General features: G+C 60.8%; 13 protein-coding genes. 5 read left to right on the top strand and 8 right to left on the bottom strand.

Translation table 11 applies throughout. The features are described from left to right. Positions 1–403 precede the first annotated feature (403 nt). Entirely contained in the window at positions 404–2032 is a 1629-nt protein-coding gene (locus tag NKF26_RS19740) for an ABC transporter substrate-binding protein (protein WP_253226392.1), read from the bottom strand. Positions 2033–2495: 463 nt separating this feature from the next. Between NKF26_RS19740 and NKF26_RS19735 the strand changes: the two genes are divergently transcribed. Beyond that, the gene (locus NKF26_RS19735) at positions 2496–3593 is read left to right on the top strand and encodes a TrmB family transcriptional regulator (protein WP_253226391.1); all 1098 of its coding nucleotides are present in this window, start codon (positions 2496–2498) and stop codon (positions 3591–3593) included. 168 nt (positions 3594–3761) lie between these two features. Next, a complete protein-coding gene (locus tag NKF26_RS19730) occupies positions 3762–5996 on the top strand; it encodes a glycoside hydrolase family 3 N-terminal domain-containing protein (protein ID WP_253234783.1) in 2235 nt (744 codons plus the stop codon). A 1013-nt stretch (positions 5997–7009) separates the two neighbouring features. Here NKF26_RS19730 and NKF26_RS19725 read toward each other — a convergent pair. Together NKF26_RS19725 and NKF26_RS19720 are read right to left on the bottom strand one after the other, a co-directional pair. Further along, positions 7010–7531: an HAD-IA family hydrolase gene (locus tag NKF26_RS19725; RefSeq protein WP_253226389.1), complete on the bottom strand. Its 522-nt coding sequence runs from the start codon at positions 7529–7531 to the stop codon at positions 7010–7012. Between the two features lie 50 nt (positions 7532–7581). Further along, positions 7582–7866, bottom strand: a complete 285-nt coding sequence (locus tag NKF26_RS19720; protein ID WP_253226388.1) for a winged helix-turn-helix domain-containing protein — start codon at positions 7864–7866, stop codon at positions 7582–7584. Between the two features lie 93 nt (positions 7867–7959). Between NKF26_RS19720 and NKF26_RS19715 the strand changes: the two genes are divergently transcribed. Further along, positions 7960–8262, top strand: a complete 303-nt coding sequence (locus NKF26_RS19715) for an amphi-Trp domain-containing protein (RefSeq protein ID WP_253226387.1) — start codon at positions 7960–7962, stop codon at positions 8260–8262. On the opposite strand, the gene NKF26_RS19710 is transcribed toward NKF26_RS19715, so the two are convergent. From NKF26_RS19710 to NKF26_RS19690, 5 genes are read right to left on the bottom strand one after another with little or no spacing between them, the layout of a single operon-like run. Next, positions 8256–8996 (bottom strand): ABC transporter ATP-binding protein, encoded by a 741-nt coding sequence (locus tag NKF26_RS19710; protein ID WP_253234782.1) that lies wholly within the window; start codon positions 8994–8996, stop codon positions 8256–8258. The two genes, NKF26_RS19715 and NKF26_RS19710, sit on opposite strands and share 7 nt — an antisense overlap. Further along, the gene (locus NKF26_RS19705) at positions 8993–10312 is read right to left on the bottom strand and encodes an ABC transporter substrate-binding protein (RefSeq protein WP_253234781.1); all 1320 of its coding nucleotides are present in this window, start codon (positions 10310–10312) and stop codon (positions 8993–8995) included. Before NKF26_RS19705 ends, NKF26_RS19710 begins: the two co-directional genes overlap by 4 nt. Positions 10313–10372: 60 nt before the next feature. Beyond that, complete coding sequence (locus NKF26_RS19700) at positions 10373–11314, bottom strand: aminoglycoside phosphotransferase family protein (RefSeq protein ID WP_253234780.1); 942 nt, start codon at positions 11312–11314, stop codon at positions 10373–10375. A 58-nt stretch (positions 11315–11372) separates the two neighbouring features. Beyond that, on the bottom strand, positions 11373–13013 hold the full coding sequence (locus tag NKF26_RS19695) for an ABC transporter permease (RefSeq protein WP_253226383.1): 1641 nt from the start codon (positions 13011–13013) through the stop codon (positions 11373–11375). A gap of 4 nt (positions 13014–13017) precedes the next feature. After that, positions 13018–14079: an ABC transporter substrate-binding protein gene (locus NKF26_RS19690; protein ID WP_253234779.1), complete on the bottom strand. Its 1062-nt coding sequence runs from the start codon at positions 14077–14079 to the stop codon at positions 13018–13020. Between the two features lie 368 nt (positions 14080–14447). Between NKF26_RS19690 and NKF26_RS19685 the strand changes: the two genes are divergently transcribed. Continuing rightward, a complete protein-coding gene (locus tag NKF26_RS19685) occupies positions 14448–15356 on the top strand; it encodes a hypothetical protein (RefSeq protein WP_253226381.1) in 909 nt (302 codons plus the stop codon). Further along, positions 15353–17065: a PQQ-binding-like beta-propeller repeat protein gene (locus NKF26_RS19680; RefSeq protein ID WP_253226380.1), complete on the top strand. Its 1713-nt coding sequence runs from the start codon at positions 15353–15355 to the stop codon at positions 17063–17065. Before NKF26_RS19685 ends, NKF26_RS19680 begins: the two co-directional genes overlap by 4 nt. The last annotated feature ends 4 nt before the right edge of the window (positions 17066–17069 follow it).

Here is a 17069-nt window from a genome sequence, read left to right as displayed (position 1 = left end):
AACGTGAGCGTCACGACCAGCCACAGCGTGAAGATCGCTCGTCCCGTCCGTTTCAGGTAATAATTGACCATATTACAAACTTATCACTATCGTGTACTTCTCATGCCAAATTCGAATATTCGGTCCCGTTCGTTCGCTCGAATCCGGAGCAAAGACTCCTCGAACCGAGGTCGAGACCACATCCAGCGGGTGTGACCCCTCCCGTGGTATCTTCCGGCATACGAATGCGCCGATATTTAAATACGTCACTGCTGCCTATGGATTTGTCTCTCATACCCAATGCAAATTGGACATCGATCGTAAATAAATGTTTGCACAGATTTTCGTTCCGCCGGAGTGCCGTAGTGAAATACCGAGCCCCGTCCGAAGAAAGATGGTGGGGGACTCACCTGCCGTTGGACTACTACGGCTTGTAGTTGTTCTTGCCGAACCGGACCGCCCACGATTCGGGCCATTTGACCTGCTCGATATCGGAGCCGTCTTCGGGGACCTCCCAGTGGTCGCGTGAGAGGAACGACTGGTCCTGTTTCTCTGCGACGGCGAGGATGGGGAGGTCCTGATTCGTCACCCACGCCAGATCGAGGATGATCTCGTTGATCTTCTTCTCGTCCGTCGCCTGTGAGAGGTCCTGCAAGCGTTTTGCCGGGTTGATCGTCATCTTGCCCGAACCGGTTCGGGACGGGACCGTCGCGTCGGCGTGTTTCCCGCCACGACTCTGGTTCGCTGGCGGGTAGTTGTACGTGTACCCGCTGTTCTCCAGCAACTGGTACCGGAGCGAGAAGTACGGGAACGACGCTTGCGCGCCGCCCGGAAGCCACGACCCGGACGCGAGGACGAAGTCCCCGTTCGCCCAAACCTGTCCCGAAAGCGTCCCGTAGCTACGGGAATCGACCGACGATTTGAACCCGAAGCTCTTCAACTGGTCCACGATGGTTTGGGCCGCGGTCACCCAGTCCGTCCAGTCGGATGGCACCTGAACGGGGAGGTTGACGATGTCTCCATTGCTGTCGTGCCACTTGCCGCCCTGTTTCTTGTATCCCGCCTTCTTCAGCACTTTGGCGGCCTTGTCCGTCTCGGAACTCGCCTGGCCGTAGGTTTCGAACTTGCTGGCCGAATCCCCGAGGATGCGCTCCTGGTCGCCCGACGGAATTCCGATCGAGTATTTCGGTGCCTGTTTCGATTCCGGTGCGGCGTTTTTCACGACCGCATCGCGGTTGATGACGTACGCGATGGCCTGTCGAACGGCGCGGTCTCCGGTGTGTTTGTGGTCCATCTGGGGAACCAACCCGTAGCCCCAGTTCGCCGGGGTTTTGACCTGTTGCCAGTTCTTCGGGAGTTGGTTGACGATTCGCGGCGGCGTGAACATGCTGTACACCGAGTCGAGTTGGTTGGCGATCATCGACTGGTGAGCCTGCTCGTTCCCGTTGATGTACCGGAAGGCGTAGGTTTTGAAGTTGATGTTCTTCGAGTCGGGGTGGTCGTCCCGCCGTGTGAGCACCAGTTCCTGCGTCGTCGCCTGCTTGAACTCGAAGGGACCGCTCGCAATCGGCTTCTTCCACGCGAAGTCCTGGAGGGCTCGCGTCCCTTCCTTCTCGTTCTTCTCGATCTTATCGACGTACTTGCCGAACACGCTTTTCGGCTGCCGAATCTGGTTGTCGGAGAGGACTTGGAATTTGACGATGGATTTGTTGACTTGGTTTTCGAGGTGCATGACGACGGTCTTGTCGTCCTTTGCCTCGACCGATTTCGTGTAATCCCCGTACCCGGAACCGGTGTACATCCCGAGTTTCAGTTGGGTAACGATGTCGTCGGCGGTCACGTCGTCGCCGTTCGCCCACGTGAGGCCGTCGCGGAGGGTGAGTTTGAACGTGTTGTCACCGAACTCCCAATCGGTGATGCCGTAGGGGACGAGTTTGCTTTTCGCGTAATTGTACTTCGCGAACGCATCGAAGAGGTAGTAGTGTGAGATTTGTGCGGCGCTCGACGGGTTGCTGATGTTCCACTGAATGTTCTGTGGCACTTGATTTGCCATATCCACGTGTTTTACATCGTGAACATTCTTGTCGCCAGAACCGCCCTTCGAGGAGCCATCATCGGAATTACCTGTGCAGCCCGCGAGTGCGGTCGCACCTACCATTCCGGTGAGACCGACAAATTGCCGACGATTAATCATGTTTCGGAGATCTCTGTCATTGTCCATCATTATACTACTATCAATGATAGAATCCTCTTGATAATAAAATATGTGGTTTGAATACTCTATACTCATTATTCGATGAATCAATAGACAAACATCCACTTTCAAACTAAATCTGATTGGATACGGTCGTTCTAAAGTCGATTATCGAGAAATAACTTGGTTCGGTCGTCATACGAATCCAGGTCTGTAGAACGTGAGACGGAATTCGAATTCGTTTATCACGTGCGAAACTATATGAAAATATCTCTCCAAACAGTGAGAAAATTTATTCGTGGGGACTGCGCGTCTATTGGACATGGACGATGACAGGCTCCGGGAAGCCCTCGAGGAAGCGGAGTTGACGGCGTATCAGTCGGATGCGTACGTCACGTTACTCGAACAGGGGATGGCATCCGCCGTGGAGGTGGCACATCAGTGCTCGGTCCCGGTATCCCAAATCTACGACGTGTTGCGGGCGCTAGAACAAAAGGGGTACATCGAGACCCTCGAACAGGACACGCTCCACGCTCGCCCGAAGGACCCCGTGTCGATCCTCCAGAAACTCCGTTCCCGTGGCCAGATGATGGACGAAGCGGCGGACGCCATCGAGGATCGATGGCGGCGGCCGTCGCTCAGTTCACACATGGTGAGCGTGGTCAAACACGAGGATACCGTCATCGACCGCGCCCGAGACCTCATCCGTGATGCCGAGAGTTTCATCCAACTCTCGGTGACCGTCGAGCAGTTCGAAGCGCTTACGAACGCGTTACAGGACGCACGCAAACGCGATGTCGTGGTGCGGGCCACCGTGTATCCCGACGGTGAGTCCGACGACTGGCTCACGGCTATCGACCTCGAAAAAACCCTCTCGGAGCTTCGAGTGTGTCATATTCCCGGCCCGTTCCTGACCATCGTCGACCGCACGATGACGTGTTTCACGCCGAACGACTGGGCGAACCGACCGTTCGGCGTCCTCATCGACGATTACATCCTCTCGTTCATCTTCCACTGGTACTTTCAGACCTGTCTGTGGTCCCTCTGGGACACCGTGTACGTCGATTCGGACGTCGCACGCGTTTACATGACCCTAGAGGAGTTCGTCCGTGACGCCGTCGCCCTCCAAGCCGACGGCGCACGCATTACCGCTACCGTCCACGGGTTCTGGATCGATCGTAACGAGGACTGCGAGATCACCGGCCTCGTCACGGACATACTGTATCCTTCCGTGCATCGCTCGACGACACGTCCGTCGTACGATGAACTGGCGGGATTCGTCCGAGTCCAGATGGCGAACGAGGACGGAACGTACAGCATCGGGAGTTGGGGTGCCGTCTACGAGGATATCGAGGCGGTCCGGATCGTGCTGGAGGACATCGATTACACCTCGTCTTGGGACGGAATTCCCGGACGGTAGTGAGTGTCGAAATTTCTCGGATCTCACCGTCCGTAGTCACGTAGCGACCCGAGGACCCTCGTCGGATGGATGTTCGGGACCGAACTCTGTGTACGCGACGAACTCGATGTACGCGGCGGACGGTATCCCAAGAAAAGGTTATTAACAGGTCACACAAAAATATAGCTCATGGCGGAGCAAGAAGAAAGCCATTCACCACCAGAGACATCGGTCTCGACAGCAGAGCGAGTCACGGACCTCATCGGCCGAATGACGCTCGAAGAAAAGGTCGGACAGCTCACTGGATCGTACATCGGGACGCTCGACGATGGGCCACACGGAATCGAAGACGTCATCGACGAAATCGACGACCACCACGTCGGTGCCGTCGCGCCGTTCGGTTGGGGCGGTTCGCCGAACGAACACGCTTCGGAGGCCATCGAAGCCGCGAACGAACTCCAACGGCACGCCAAGGAGAACACGCGGCTCGGAATCCCGCTCCTCTTCGGTGCCGACGCTATCCACGGCCACGCCTACATCAAGGAGGCGACGGTGTTCCCGAACAACCTCGGTCTGGCGGCGACGTGGGACGACGACCTCGCCGAACGCGTCGCCACCGTAACGAGAACGGAGATGCGGGCGACGGGTGCCGCGCAAAACTACTCCCCGACCTGTGACGTGGCACGGGACCAGCGATGGGGTCGGGTCGGGGAGACGTTCGGTGAAAGCCCGTATCTCGTCGGCAAGTTCGCCGCGAGCAAGGTACGGGGATATCAAGGGGACGGTCCGAGCCCCGAAACCGTCGCCGCGACGGCCAAGCATTTCCCGGCATACGGTGCCCCGACTCGCGGCGAAGACGCCGCGCCGGTCGAGATATCAACGAAGACGCTTCACGACGTGTTTCTTCCCCCGTTCGAGGAAGCGTTGGATGCCGACGTCGCATCGGTCATGCCGTGTTACAACTCCATCGACGGGGAACCGGTTCACGGCTCCCAGCGCTACCTGCTGGAACTTCTCGGCGAAGGGTTGGGATTCGATGGACTCCTCGTCTCCGATTGGGGCGGGGTCGATCAACTCTACGCGGAACACCGTACCGCAGGCTCTCCCATCGAGGCGGCACTGCAGACGCGACTCGCCGGACTCGACATCGCGTCGGTTGCGGGCACCGACCACGCCGAACACGTCCTCGAACTCGCCGAGGAGGGTGAACTCTCGGAGGACCTGATCGACGAAAGCATCGAGCGAATCCTCACGATGAAGTTCCGACTCGGCCTCTTCGAGGACCCGTACGTCGACCCCGAAACCGCGGAGGACCTGCTCGGCTCTTCGGAGCACCAGCGGGTCGCCCGGGAGGCGGTCGAAAAGTCGCTGACGCTGCTCCAGAACGACGGAGACCTCCTACCGCTTTCCGACGATATCGGCGAGGTGTTCGTCGGCGGACCGAACGCGGACGAAATCGTCCACCAACTCGGCGGGTGGAGCAGCAACGACCCCGACGGCGTGCCGGGCACCACCGTCCTCGAAGGGATTCGTGACGCCGTCGGTGAGGACGTCACCGTCACCCACGAACGGGGGAGCGGTATCAACGAACCGGACGATATCGACGCGGCAGCGCGAGCGGCGGCGAACGCGGACGTCGCCGTCCTCGCGCTCGGCGAGGATTGGTATCTCCACGAGTTCGGACCGACGATGGATACGACGAGTGAGACTGGGGAGTTTCCGACTCGGTCACAGTTGTCGCTCCCGGAGTCACAGCGTGAACTCGTGGCTGCCGTCGAGGAGACTGGGACGCCAGTCGTCGCGGTGCTCATCACGGGGCGACCGCTCGCCGTGCAATGGCTCGCGGACACCGTACCGTCGATACTGATGGCGTACTATCCCGGAACCGTCGGTGGCGAGGGAATCGCTCGGACGCTCTTCGGCGAGAGCGAACCCGGCGGTCGGCTTCCCGTCTCCATGCCTCGGTCGGCGGACTGCCTCCCGACGTATTTCAACTACCTTCCGCACCCGCATCCCATCGGCGCGGACGAACATCCCCCGTCGTACGACCCGCTGTTCGAGTTCGGTCACGGGCTGAGCTATACGACCATCGAGTACGACTCCGTGGACGTCTCGTCCGACGTGATTCGTCCCGACGAACCGGTGACGGTGGACGTTTCGCTCGAAAACACGGGTGACCGGCGCGGAAGTGAGGTCGTCCAGTTGTTCGCGTGCGACGAGTTCAGTTCGGTCGTGACGCCCGTGCGCGAACTGAAGGGGTTCGAACGTGTCGAACTCGACCCCGGTGAACGCACGACCGTCTCGTTCTCGCTCTCCACCGACGACCGACTGTTCGCGCACGAACCCAGTGGGTACGGTGACGTCGGCCGACTACGGCTTTTCGTCGGCGAACACGTCCACGACCTCCGCGTCGATTCGAACTGAACTCGTCGCACGCGAACAGCAGTTCTCACGGACTTTCTCACACCGCTCGGAGACGAGTGTCGCCGTTGTCCCCGCATGTCGTCTGAAAACGATGGGTTCCGGTTAGTCGTCGCAACGTCTGTTCACGCTCTGGCCACGACCATACATATCTATAATATTATTATTTTTATATTCCCATACTGTAATAGAGAAATAGCAGACAGTAGGGTGATAGAATACTCAAACATCTGTTACGAGGGGGAACAATAGACAGAATTCTTACGATACGTAACGGGCCATCACTCCACACCCGGTGGGCATTTTCGAATGTGGAACCGTTCATGGGGCGCTGGACACCGACGTTCATCGCTCGATGTCACGTGCCATTACAGACATAGCTCTGTTCGTATAATCTCGCTTTCCCATATCGTCGAGACCAGTAGTGGTGGTACTGGATCGAATCGAAACGACCGATCGACCGCTCGTTCGATCATCGACCTCACCAACTAATATTGTGTAAAACACACAATATTCATTCACTCATAAATACCGAATATACGAAGCGGAATAATCTCCTGTCGTAGCAGTAACCACCAATGAGCCGCTAAAAATACCGCTGTGGATGCATCTATTCGAATCTAATCCAATATTTTATCAAAATTTCGTAACTGACTGATCGGTAAATCGTTTACTCGGCAAAAATGGTGGATGTCCGATTTATAGAGCCTCTATCCGTAACTTCGGGTAGAATTTTCTCGAGCCGAATGCTGTGGGTATTGAACATTCGCCGCAGCTATTTTGTTAGTGGTCTACAATACTGTGTGGGGTTGGCGACCTTGAATGGTTCTTTTGCGGCGTCAAATCAGGATCGATCGTCGAGGGTCGTGAGACGTTTTCGAGTGATATTGCGCCGTTCGTTGGAACCCGCTCGGCGAGGTTTGGATTCCGTTTCCATGCCGGTGACCACTGATGCCGGTTCGGTATCCGAAATCATCGACGCTTTATCGGGGTACGTGCCGGTCACGAAGTAGCGATCACACCCTCCGGAATGCGGTTCCCGCCTTCCGGGCAGTCACCGCATCGCTGTCCGAGTCCCCGACGAAGAGGGTTCGTTCCGGAACCGCGTCGAGACGGTCCACGGCGGTGAGCAGTGGCTGTGGGTGTGGTTTCCGTTCTGCGACCGAGTCCCGCCCGACGATGACGTCGGTTCCGTTCGGGACGCCGTGCTCCTCCAGCGCGAGACGGCACGCCGCTTCACAGTTGAGCGAGCAGATGGCGACCGGCCGTTCCGCGTCGGCGAACTCCTCCAACAGCGGGAGTCGTTCGGATCGCCGCGCCCCGGCGCGCTCGGCCGCCGCGAGGTGCGGTTCGATCTTCTCCTCGATACCGAGCGATTCCGCGACCGGCAACAGATCCAGCGCATCGTTCGCGGTCGCTTCGCCGCCGTGTTCCCGAATTATCGGCTGTATCTCCTTTGCAGCGGCGGCCCAATCCACGGCGAGCCGAACCAGCGTTCCATCGAGGTCGTACACGACCGCATCGTATTCGTCCGTCACTTCTTACCGTGCGACGTTCGAGTTGATAAACCTCCCCGCCGGACTCATTCTCAAGCCGTTCCGCCATCGATATCGCTCGCTTGGACGATGAACGTCCGCTCCGGATACGGCGCGGCACGGAGGGTGACGACCTTCGTCAGCCGGTAGTACTTTCGATTTCCTTGCCTGTACGGTTCGATGAGGTCCGCCCCCTCCAACGCCCGCAGGTGGTGCACGGCCGTCTTCCCGTCCATTCCCACTTCCTCTGCGAGTTCGGAGACGTACATCGGTTCGCGCGAGAGCAACCGTAGGATTTCGAGACGTGGTTTGCTCCCGAGCATGTCGAGCAGTGACATCGAACCGGATACGACGGCGACCCCCAAAGAACCACACCACGAACTGCCCGCGGGCGTACGATAATTTAATTGTCCCCCCGTCGTGGACGTGGTATGGACGACAACGTCGAACTCCCGACGGACGGCAACTCGGAACCATCGGAAGTCACCGACGGGTTCTTCGAACGCGAAGTCCAGCTTTCGCGCGAACAGACGGCCACGTTCCTCCGCGAACTCGCCGATCAGATCGAAGCGGGGACGAAGCTCACGGTTTCGACGAGCGACTGGGAGATTCCGTTCGAGTACGACGAACCCATCGAGGTCGAAGTGGAGTTCACCGGCGGCCGTGAGGACGAACTCGAAATCGAAGTGGAGTTCACCGAGGCAACGACCGACGACGACCTCTCCGTTCACTGATCGGCGTGGAGCGACGCTCGCACCGTCGCAACCTGTTCCTGATAGGCGTCGGCGTCGAAAATCTCCCCATCCCGAGGGCGGGGAAGGTCGATGTCGAACGTCGTGTGGATCCGACCCGGATCGTTCCCCATCACGACACAGCGGTCCCCGAGTAACACGGCTTCTGGAACGCTGTGGGTGACGAACAAGACGGTCTTTCGCTCCCGACGCCAGAGGTCTCGAACTTCGATTCCCATCTCCTCGCGGGTGAGTTCGTCCAGTTCTCCGAACGGTTCGTCCATCAGCAGCACGTCCGCACCGAGATGGAGCGCCCGCGCGATGGCCACGCGCTGTTTCATTCCCCCCGAGAGTTCGGCCGGACGGTTCCCCTCGAACCCGTCGAGCCCCATCGTCGAGAGTAACTCGCGCGCGTCGGCACGCTTCGGCGACTTTCCCGCCATCCGTCGCAGGAACACGACGTTTTCGAGGGCCGTCTTCCACGGCAACAGCGTGTGCTGTTGAAAGACGACGCCGATGGTCCCCTCGCTTCGCGCTTCGTCCGGCGAGCGTCCGTCCAATCGAACCCGCCCGCGTGTCGGCGTCTGAAGCCCGCTGACGGTTCGTAACAGGGTCGTTTTTCCGCAACCGGACGGGCCGATGATGGTGACGAACTCGCCGTCCGGTATCCGGAGTTCGATGCCGCCGAGGGCAGTTACATCGCCGAACGAAACGCCGACCTCGTCCAGTTCTATCATCGCTCGGTCCCCTCGCTTCCGAGCGATCCGACGCCATCGAGCGCGGTCGCTAACCGATTCCATAGCTCTGCTTCCCCCCACCCCCATCCGAAGTTGCGAACCGCGTCGGTGGTCCCGAACTCCTCGACGGCCGCTTCGAACGTTCGTCGCTCTCGGCTGGGCGAACTGGGTTCGGCATCGTCGTGTGCTTCGACCGCCTCCTCGACGCGGGATGGGTTTTGTCGGGCGGTCGTCCATCCAGCCGTCGTCGCCGCGAGGAACGCGGCCAGTTCCGGTTCACGTTCCGAGAGGGTCCGCTCGCTGGTCACGATTGCGGGACCGGGGAGGGGAAACCGTTCCGCGACGGGAATCGACTCGACCGAGATTCCGTCGTCCCGTAGTTTCCGTGGGTCGGAAAACGAACCCGTGACGGCGTCGACGGCTCCGGAAAGCAGCGCGGCACGCTCCTCGCCACGGAGGTCCACGATTTCCACGTCATTCAGGACGCCCCCTTGCGAGAGGAACAACCGACCGAGCAGCCCCGTCTCGGCGGTCGATGGCATCCCGATACGGAGGCCACGAAGCTGTTCGGCGCGCTCCAATGGACCGTCGAACGTCGTTCGCAGTCCGTAGATGGCCGTCATGGCGTGCTGGAACAACAGGGCGACCGGGACGATTTGCTCGCCCTCCGCTCGCGCCCGAAGGACGGTCGCCGCGCCGCTGACCGCAATGTCGGCAGTATCCGAGACGATGCCATCGAGCGCGGCCCGCGACCCCTCGTGAGCGTCGAACCGAACGGACAGCCCCCATTTTTCGTACAGTCCCGTCTCGTCCGCGACGAACAGCGGCGCGTGGAGTCCGTTCGGCCGCCAGTTCAGCGCGAGCGAGAACGACGCGTTCGTGGCGTGTGAAATCGGGGCGTCCGGAACCGTCGAGTCTAACTCGGCGACGGCGTTCGATTCTGGACGGTTTGGGAACGCTCCCGCCCGCGCGAGCAACTCGTTGGCGTGCTCGTCGTACACGGCTTCGACCGTCTCCTCGACGCTTCCGGTCGCACGCCACCTCGTCGCCGGTCTACCGGGTGTCTCGTCCCGAACCGTGGTCGCCTCGATCAGTTCCCGTTCCGTCAGTTCGGCCAGTGCGTTCCGCACCGCCTTTCGATTCGATCCGGTTCCGATCCGAACCGCGAGCAACGACGCAGGCTCCGTCGTGAACTCCTCCCTTCGGCACAACAGATACGCCAGTACCGTCGCCGCCGGTTCTCCAATCCCGCACGCAAGTCTGTCGACGACCGATCGGTCGGCCTCCCCCAAGACCGGAAACTCCCGAACCCGCATCCACAGAGCATGCAATAACTGGCGGTAAAACTCTGTCCCCCGTTTCGGCGCTTCCGTCCGTTACCGTATCGTCCGTTTGGCCCGCTCGACCGCCTCCCGAATCTGTTCGGCGTAGAACCCCGTTTCGTACTCCGATAGCTCGTCCATGTGGAGCAGTGCCGCGACGATGTTGGCGAGCGTCTCCACCCGGTAGAGCGGTTCGTTTCGCTCGAAGGAACTGTCCACGTTTCGCCGTTCCCGGTATCCGTCGTAGAACATTTCCCGGACGTTCCAGTCGGCGTTCGGGTCGTGCATCCAGAAACAGTTGGCCGCTTTCGCGAGGGCTCTCTGTGCGTTGTTCGCGGTCGCGCGGTCGAAGTCGATGACTCCGGTCACCGCATCGTCCTCGAAGAGGACGTTGTCCGGCGAGTAGTCGTTGTGGCAGAAGACGGGGCGAAACGCCTCCGGGAGGGTTCCGCCGAACCGGTCGAACACGTCCTCGACGTCCGTTCCGGCCGTTTCCAAGCCCCCGTTTCGCAGGCACGTCGAACTCTCAACGACGTTCTCCAGAACCCACTCCCGCAGACCCTCCGCTTCGAAGCGCTCGACGGACAGTTCCCGTCCCTCGAATCGGAGCCATCCCGCCTCGTCGAAGCGCTCGAACTCGTGTATCCTCGCCAGAACCCGCCCGGCGTTCCGGGTCCGTTCGGGTGAGATGTCCTTCTCACCCGTGGTTCCCTGGAGTTTCTCGACGATGGTGTACCCTCGGCCGTCGTCCGACGTGACCGTCTCCGTCACGACTTCGGGAACGGGGATGTCGGAATCGCACAACGTGATGTAACAGTTGTAACCACGGCGGAGGGAGTCGTCCCGTTCGCCATCCGAGTCGAACTGCAACACGTATCGTCCCGTCTCGCAACTCACGTCGTAGGTCTCGTGGAGCAATCCCTCATCCACTCGCACGACGCTGAACGGGGACTCTCCCACTTCCCGCTCCACTATCGAGGCGATTTTGTCGTCCATCGACCCACTGAATGTTTGTTCGGGGTGCGTATTACTATTTGAGGCCCTCGATGTGATATTACCACGAGACGTACCATTGAAGGGCGGCAACTATTGCAAACAATCCGCCGCCGAGCGCAAACAGGCAGACGGCCGCCGCGAACGTCAACGCTGGCGCGAAATCAGACATTCCCTGCAGGACGAGGACACCGAACCCCCGTTCGGCGACGAACCACTCCGCGATGACGGTGCCGACGACGGCCGTAACGACGGAGAGTTTGATTCCGGCGAACAGGGAGGGAACGGCGTTCCGAAGGCGGACGAACAGCAGTTCCCGATGAAGCGGCGCATCGACCGAGCGAAGCAGCGCCAGTTGTTCGTCGGGCGTCGCGGCGAGTCCGGCCGCCGTCCCGATCGTGATCGGGAAGAACGTCGATGCCGCGATCATGATGACCGCCGCCTCGAAGGAAACGCCGAACCACACGAGCAGGAGCGGCGCGACCGCGACGTGTGGCATGACGCGAAACCCGACCAGATACGGATACAGCACGCTTCCCAGTCCTGGAACGATACGAATGCAGACGCCAAGCGCGAGGCCGACCCCCGCACCCAAACACCATCCCGTGAGCAGTTTCGTCCCGGTCGCGTACCCCGCGTGGAGAAACAGCCCGGGCGATTCGATCAGCGTCCGGAGAACGGCGAGCGGCGGCGGGAGAAACACCGAGGCGTTCGGGACGATGCGTGCGGCGATACCCCACACGACGAGGATTCCGGCCAGCGCGACGAGCGCACCGGCGACCTCCCTCCGTCCTGTTTCGACCACCGTCCGTCCCGTGACGAACGCCTCGCCGAGCGAGTCGGTCCCGTCGCTCGTCCCGACGCGACGCTCGGTCCGGACGACCACGCCGAAGAGGGCGAGCGCACCGACGGCGAGCACACCCAAATACGCGAACAAAAGCGGGGTTTGGAGCAGGCGTGCCGTCTCCAGCAGTTCGAAGCCGACACCCTTCGTCGCGGCGAGAAATTCGGCGATGAGGACCCCTTCGACGGCGAGCGGCGTGGCGATTTTCAGCCCGGTGAACACCTCCGGCAGTGCGTACGGGAGTCGGATCGACAGCAGCAGTCGCCACGCCGGTGCATCCACGAGTTGCCCGAGGTCGAGGTGGGTTTTAGGCACCGACCCGAGTCCGTCGAGCGTCGCCACCGTCATCGGGAAGAAGGTCAACAGTGCCGCGATACCGACCCGAGTGGTGAGCGTCGCGCCGAAGGCGAGGACGAGGAGGGGTGCGAACACGACGAGCGGCACGATACGAACCGCGAGGACCGTCGGGTACAGCACGGCGCGAAGTCGGCCTGAGAGCGCCATTATCGCGGCGAGCGTTATTCCGCCCGTCACGCCGACCAGCCATCCCAACAGGATTTCCGTTCCGGTGTAGACGACCTGCGGATACATCGACCCGGCGTGAGTGGTAAACGCGACCCAAACCGCGCTCGGCGACGGAAGCAGGACGGTCGGCAGTGAAAGTGCGTCCACGGTGAACCGCCAGACGAGTACGACGAGTGCGACGCTACCCAACAGCGTCGCTATGGGGACGAGTCGGTTCGGGAGACGACCGAGGGTTTGGCCCCCGTCCGACTCGGATTCCCCGCTCGCGTTCGACTCGGATCCCGTGCCCGCGTTCGAATTCGTTTCTCCGTCGGCGCTCCGGGTGTAATCCATTCCGCTATCTGCCGCTCTCGACTTGTCCCTCGTACGACTCGATGTACTCGTACTCCGTATCGAGATAGTCGTTCGTCCACGCCGCCCGAACGTCAGTTTTCGGCACGACACCCGTCCGGAACAGCGCTTTGCTGACGGTGTTCCACGACTTCGGCCGTTGCCAGCCCCATCGTCCGTTATCGCCCGTGACGAGGTTGTTCGTCGTGTACTTGATTTTGAAGACGCCCATCTTCCGGGACTGTGCCAAACTCGGCTTGGCATCGACCATCACGTCCATCGCCCTCTTCGGGTTGTTGGCGGCCCACGCCCATCCCTTGGCGGTCGCACGCAGGAAGCCCCGGACGGTTTTCGGATTCCGTTCGGCGAACTTCGGGCGCGAGATGACCGTCCGACCGACGGTCGGCATGTAGTCCGCGAGTCGGATCGCGGACGCGTCGTACCCCTTCCGCCTGAGCGCGGTGGGCGAGTCGAAGATGGCGATGGCGGCGTCGGCGTTCCCCGACAGCAACATCGGCGTCTGCTGTTCGGGTGCGACACCGAGGAAGTTCACGCTGTCGAGCACGCCCGCTCGTTTCAACACCGCTTTCGTCAACGTCGTCATCGGCGAATCCTTCGGCGCGGCGAGCGTCTTCCCCTGCAACTGTTTCGGCTTTTCGAGTTTCCTACCGAACACCTTCTCGACGGTGTAAACGACGCCGTCGCTCCGTTGTTGGCTGGTTCCGTACGACCGCACCGGCAATCCCTTGCTTCGTGCGGTGAGCACCGATGCGGCGTCACTGAGCCCGAACCCTTGGCGTCCCAACCCGACCTGCTTGGCCGCGAAGGTGCCGCCCTGTCCGGGGACGAACTCCGTCACGGTCACGCCCTGTTCGTCGTAGAACCCCTTTCGCTTGGCGACGAAGTAGCCCGCCTGTGTCGAATTCGCGTTCCAGTTCAGCATGACGTCCACGGCGTTCGATTTCCGTGTCGCTCGACTTCCCTGTGCCGTTCCCACGAGGCCGAGACCCATTCCGGCCGCCGCGACTTGCAACGCTCGGCGCCGCCCCATGTTTTTCTCCCCCTTCATGCGAAGAGTGACAGACGACGGACATTCGGATAAAGATTTCCCACTTCCTTTTTATATCGAACCGACATCACGATCGGACGTTTCGAATCAACCCCGATCGGTCGATGGTTTTCCAGTGATCGTGAACGAAACGGGCGTGCGCGGACGATTCCCCGATTCCTTAAAAAGGATTCACGAATCCCTTCCCATCACCCGTGGTTGAAGTCCGGTTTTCGGGATACGGTCTCCGTTTTTGGCGTTGGTATTCCACGGCAGTGTTCGGATCTTACTATCAACCATTGTGGTTTTCATCCAAGTATTAACAAATAACCAAGTCGATTTGTGTGGGTGGGACTGACACAGAGGTCCCGGATGGGGGAGAAAACGAAATGACCAACTACGCACCGGAGATAGACGACGAGGAACGGCGACGGTTCTTACGAGTACTGGGGGTGACCAGCGCCGCTGCCATCGGGAGCGATCTCACACTCGACGGACTTCGCGGGAAGCTACACGGAGATTCGGCCGAAGAGTTGTCCTCGATGGGACACGCGATTCGAGGGGACGTGACCGGCGAACTCGACGCCGACCTGTTGGCGGGCGGCCTCTCGGGTCTCGCCACACGGATGGGGAGGATCGAGGACGTTCGGGCGGCGGGAATTCCCGCCCGGGACGAGCGCCTTTATCGGGAACTCGCCGCGCCAGCGTGGACGATCAACGACCACCTCGTGGACATCGGATTTTACGAAAGCGTCGAATCACATCTTCCGGCGTTCACCGAGAACCACATCGAGAACGTCGCACACGAATTGATTCGTGCGGAACTGCTGACGAACACGTTGTCGGACCTCGGGTTCAGCGAACGGGAGAAGACAGCACTCGTCATGAACGTGGTGAACAACACCGGCCGACTCGCGCTCTGGATGCCGACGAAGGACATCCCCGAGGGTGTCGAGTTCGACGTCGAACACGTCGCGCCGCTGCACCACCGTGCGGCGGAGGGGTCGCTGTTGTGGGTGGACGACATGGACACGCATCTCTGGCAGAACGAGGTCCTGTTGACCGACGACATTCTCGATACGGCGATGTGGGACATCAAGGCGATGCTCGGCGGGTTCCACCTCTTGGGCACCGCCGCCCAGGGAGTGACTGATGGCTCGTTGACCGACAGCCAGTTGACCGCCGCGCTGACCGCCGGGACGGCGGCGATGATCGTCGGACAGGAGGATTTGACCAACGACGCGTTCCGCATCACCGACGAGATGCGTGCACCGCACTCGTGGGAGGTCGAAGGATGAACATCGAGAACGACGAGGCCGTGAAAGCGGCGAACGAACACGAACTCGAAGAAATCGAGGAGGGGTACAAGCTACAGGGAACGCCGAGCCAGTCGATAACGCAGCAGTACGCCGTCGACGAGATTCCCAAAAAACCGGTCACACAGGAGATGCTGAACGAGACGACGACCGACCAGACCAGTTGGCTGACCTACGGCGGTGGGTACGAACAACAGCGCTACTCCTCGGCGAACGTCATCACGCCGGACAACGTGACAAACCTGGAGTTGGAGTATCTCGTCGAGACGGGCATCGCCGACAGCATGGAGGGAAGCCCCCTCATCGTACCGGGCGACCCGCCCATCATGTACCAGACGAACGGGCCGGACCACGGGAAGGCCATCAACGCCCGAACCGGCAAGGTGCTCTGGAGTTACACGTACGCGAACCCGGACGGTCTCATCCTCTGTTGTGACACGAACAACCGTGGCTTCGGGATTCTGGGCGACACCCTGTTCATGACGACGCTCGATTCGGGGGTCGTCGCGCTCGACCGCTACACGGGCGAACAGAAGTGGTACACGTCCACCGGCAAGTGGCAGGACGGTTACTCCGCGACGTGGGCACCGACGCCGTACAACGGCATGGTCATCACGGGAAGCGCGGGCGGCGAGTACGGCGTCCGGGGGTTCGTCACCGCGCTCGATGCCAAATCGGGCAAGCAGAAGTGGAAGACCGAAACCCGGCCGAAAGACCAGTGGGTCGGGGATAGCTGGAAGCAGGGATCGACGACGACGTGGATGTCTCGAACCATCGACCGGCACAACGACGTGATTTTCTCGCCGGTCGGCAACCCCGGCCCGGACTTCGACGGCGCGGTCCGGCCCGGACCGAACCGGTTCAGCGTCGGAACGTTGGCCCTCGACGCCAACTCCGGCAAGCCGAAGTGGAACTATCAGGAGAGCCCCCACGACACGTGGGACTACGACTCCTCGTCGCCGAAGGTCCTCATCCGGGACCAGAAGGTGGACGGAAAGAAGAAGGACATCGTCGTCAGCCCCGGCAAGACGGGATGGGTGCAGACGCTCGACGCCACGAACGGCAAACTCCTGAAGCGGAGCGAGCCGACGGTTCAGCACCTGAACACGTTCAAAGAGGTACCACACGTCGGCGATCAAGGGATCTCGTTCGTGCCCGGCGCGCAGGGCGGCAACGACTGGCAGCCGCCATCCTACAGTCCGAAGACGGGACTCGTCTACATGAAACAGCAGAACACGCCCCAGCAGATCTGGTGGCAACACCAGGAGTACAGCCCCGGTGGCGGCTACTTCGGCGGGACGTTCCACGACTGGCCGGACGTGAACGAACCGGACGGCTGGAACGGCAAGACGAGCGCCGTCGTCGCGGTGAACCCGCGAACGGGCAAGCGCGTCTGGCGGGAGTGGATCGAGGACGACAGCTACCTGTGGGGCGGGTCGATGACGACGGCGGGCGGGCTGACGTTCCTCGGCACGCAGAAGGGCAACTTCGTCGCCTACGACGGAAATTCGGGCGACAGGCTGTGGCAGATGCAGTTGGGCGCGCCCATCTGTTCCTCGCCGAGTGGCTGGTACGACCCGGGAACGAACAAACAGTACATCGCCGTGCAAGTCGGCGGGAGCGGGTGGCTCCGTCACGGCCGCCGTGGTAGCACGGTCGCCGTCTTCGCCATGAAAGGACAGGGGAAGTGAGTCG

This window comes from Haladaptatus sp. AB618 (genome assembly GCF_024136965.1).
Classification (GTDB): domain Archaea; phylum Halobacteriota; class Halobacteria; order Halobacteriales; family Haladaptataceae; genus Haladaptatus.
This window is presented reverse-complemented; position numbering and strand designations above follow the sequence as displayed.

Bases quoted from the DNA above. Each gene is read 5' to 3' on its own strand.
- NKF26_RS19740 (WP_253226392.1), bottom strand. From the start codon at position 2,032: ATGGCAAATCAAGTGCCACAGAACATTCAGTGGAACATCAGCAACCCG.
- NKF26_RS19735 (WP_253226391.1), top strand. From the start codon at position 2,496: ATGGACGATGACAGGCTCCGGGAAGCCCTCGAGGAAGCGGAGTTGACG.
- NKF26_RS19730 (WP_253234783.1), top strand. From the start codon at position 3,762: ATGGCGGAGCAAGAAGAAAGCCATTCACCACCAGAGACATCGGTCTCG.
- NKF26_RS19720 (WP_253226388.1), bottom strand. From the start codon at position 7,866: ATGTCACTGCTCGACATGCTCGGGAGCAAACCACGTCTCGAAATCCTA.
- NKF26_RS19715 (WP_253226387.1), top strand. From the start codon at position 7,960: ATGGACGACAACGTCGAACTCCCGACGGACGGCAACTCGGAACCATCG.
- NKF26_RS19710 (WP_253234782.1), bottom strand. From the start codon at position 8,996: ATGATAGAACTGGACGAGGTCGGCGTTTCGTTCGGCGATGTAACTGCC.
- NKF26_RS19705 (WP_253234781.1), bottom strand. From the start codon at position 10,312: ATGCGGGTTCGGGAGTTTCCGGTCTTGGGGGAGGCCGACCGATCGGTC.
- NKF26_RS19700 (WP_253234780.1), bottom strand. From the start codon at position 11,314: ATGGACGACAAAATCGCCTCGATAGTGGAGCGGGAAGTGGGAGAGTCC.
- NKF26_RS19695 (WP_253226383.1), bottom strand. From the start codon at position 13,013: ATGGATTACACCCGGAGCGCCGACGGAGAAACGAATTCGAACGCGGGC.
- NKF26_RS19690 (WP_253234779.1), bottom strand. From the start codon at position 14,079: ATGAAGGGGGAGAAAAACATGGGGCGGCGCCGAGCGTTGCAAGTCGCG.
- NKF26_RS19685 (WP_253226381.1), top strand. From the start codon at position 14,448: ATGACCAACTACGCACCGGAGATAGACGACGAGGAACGGCGACGGTTC.
- NKF26_RS19680 (WP_253226380.1), top strand. From the start codon at position 15,353: ATGAACATCGAGAACGACGAGGCCGTGAAAGCGGCGAACGAACACGAA.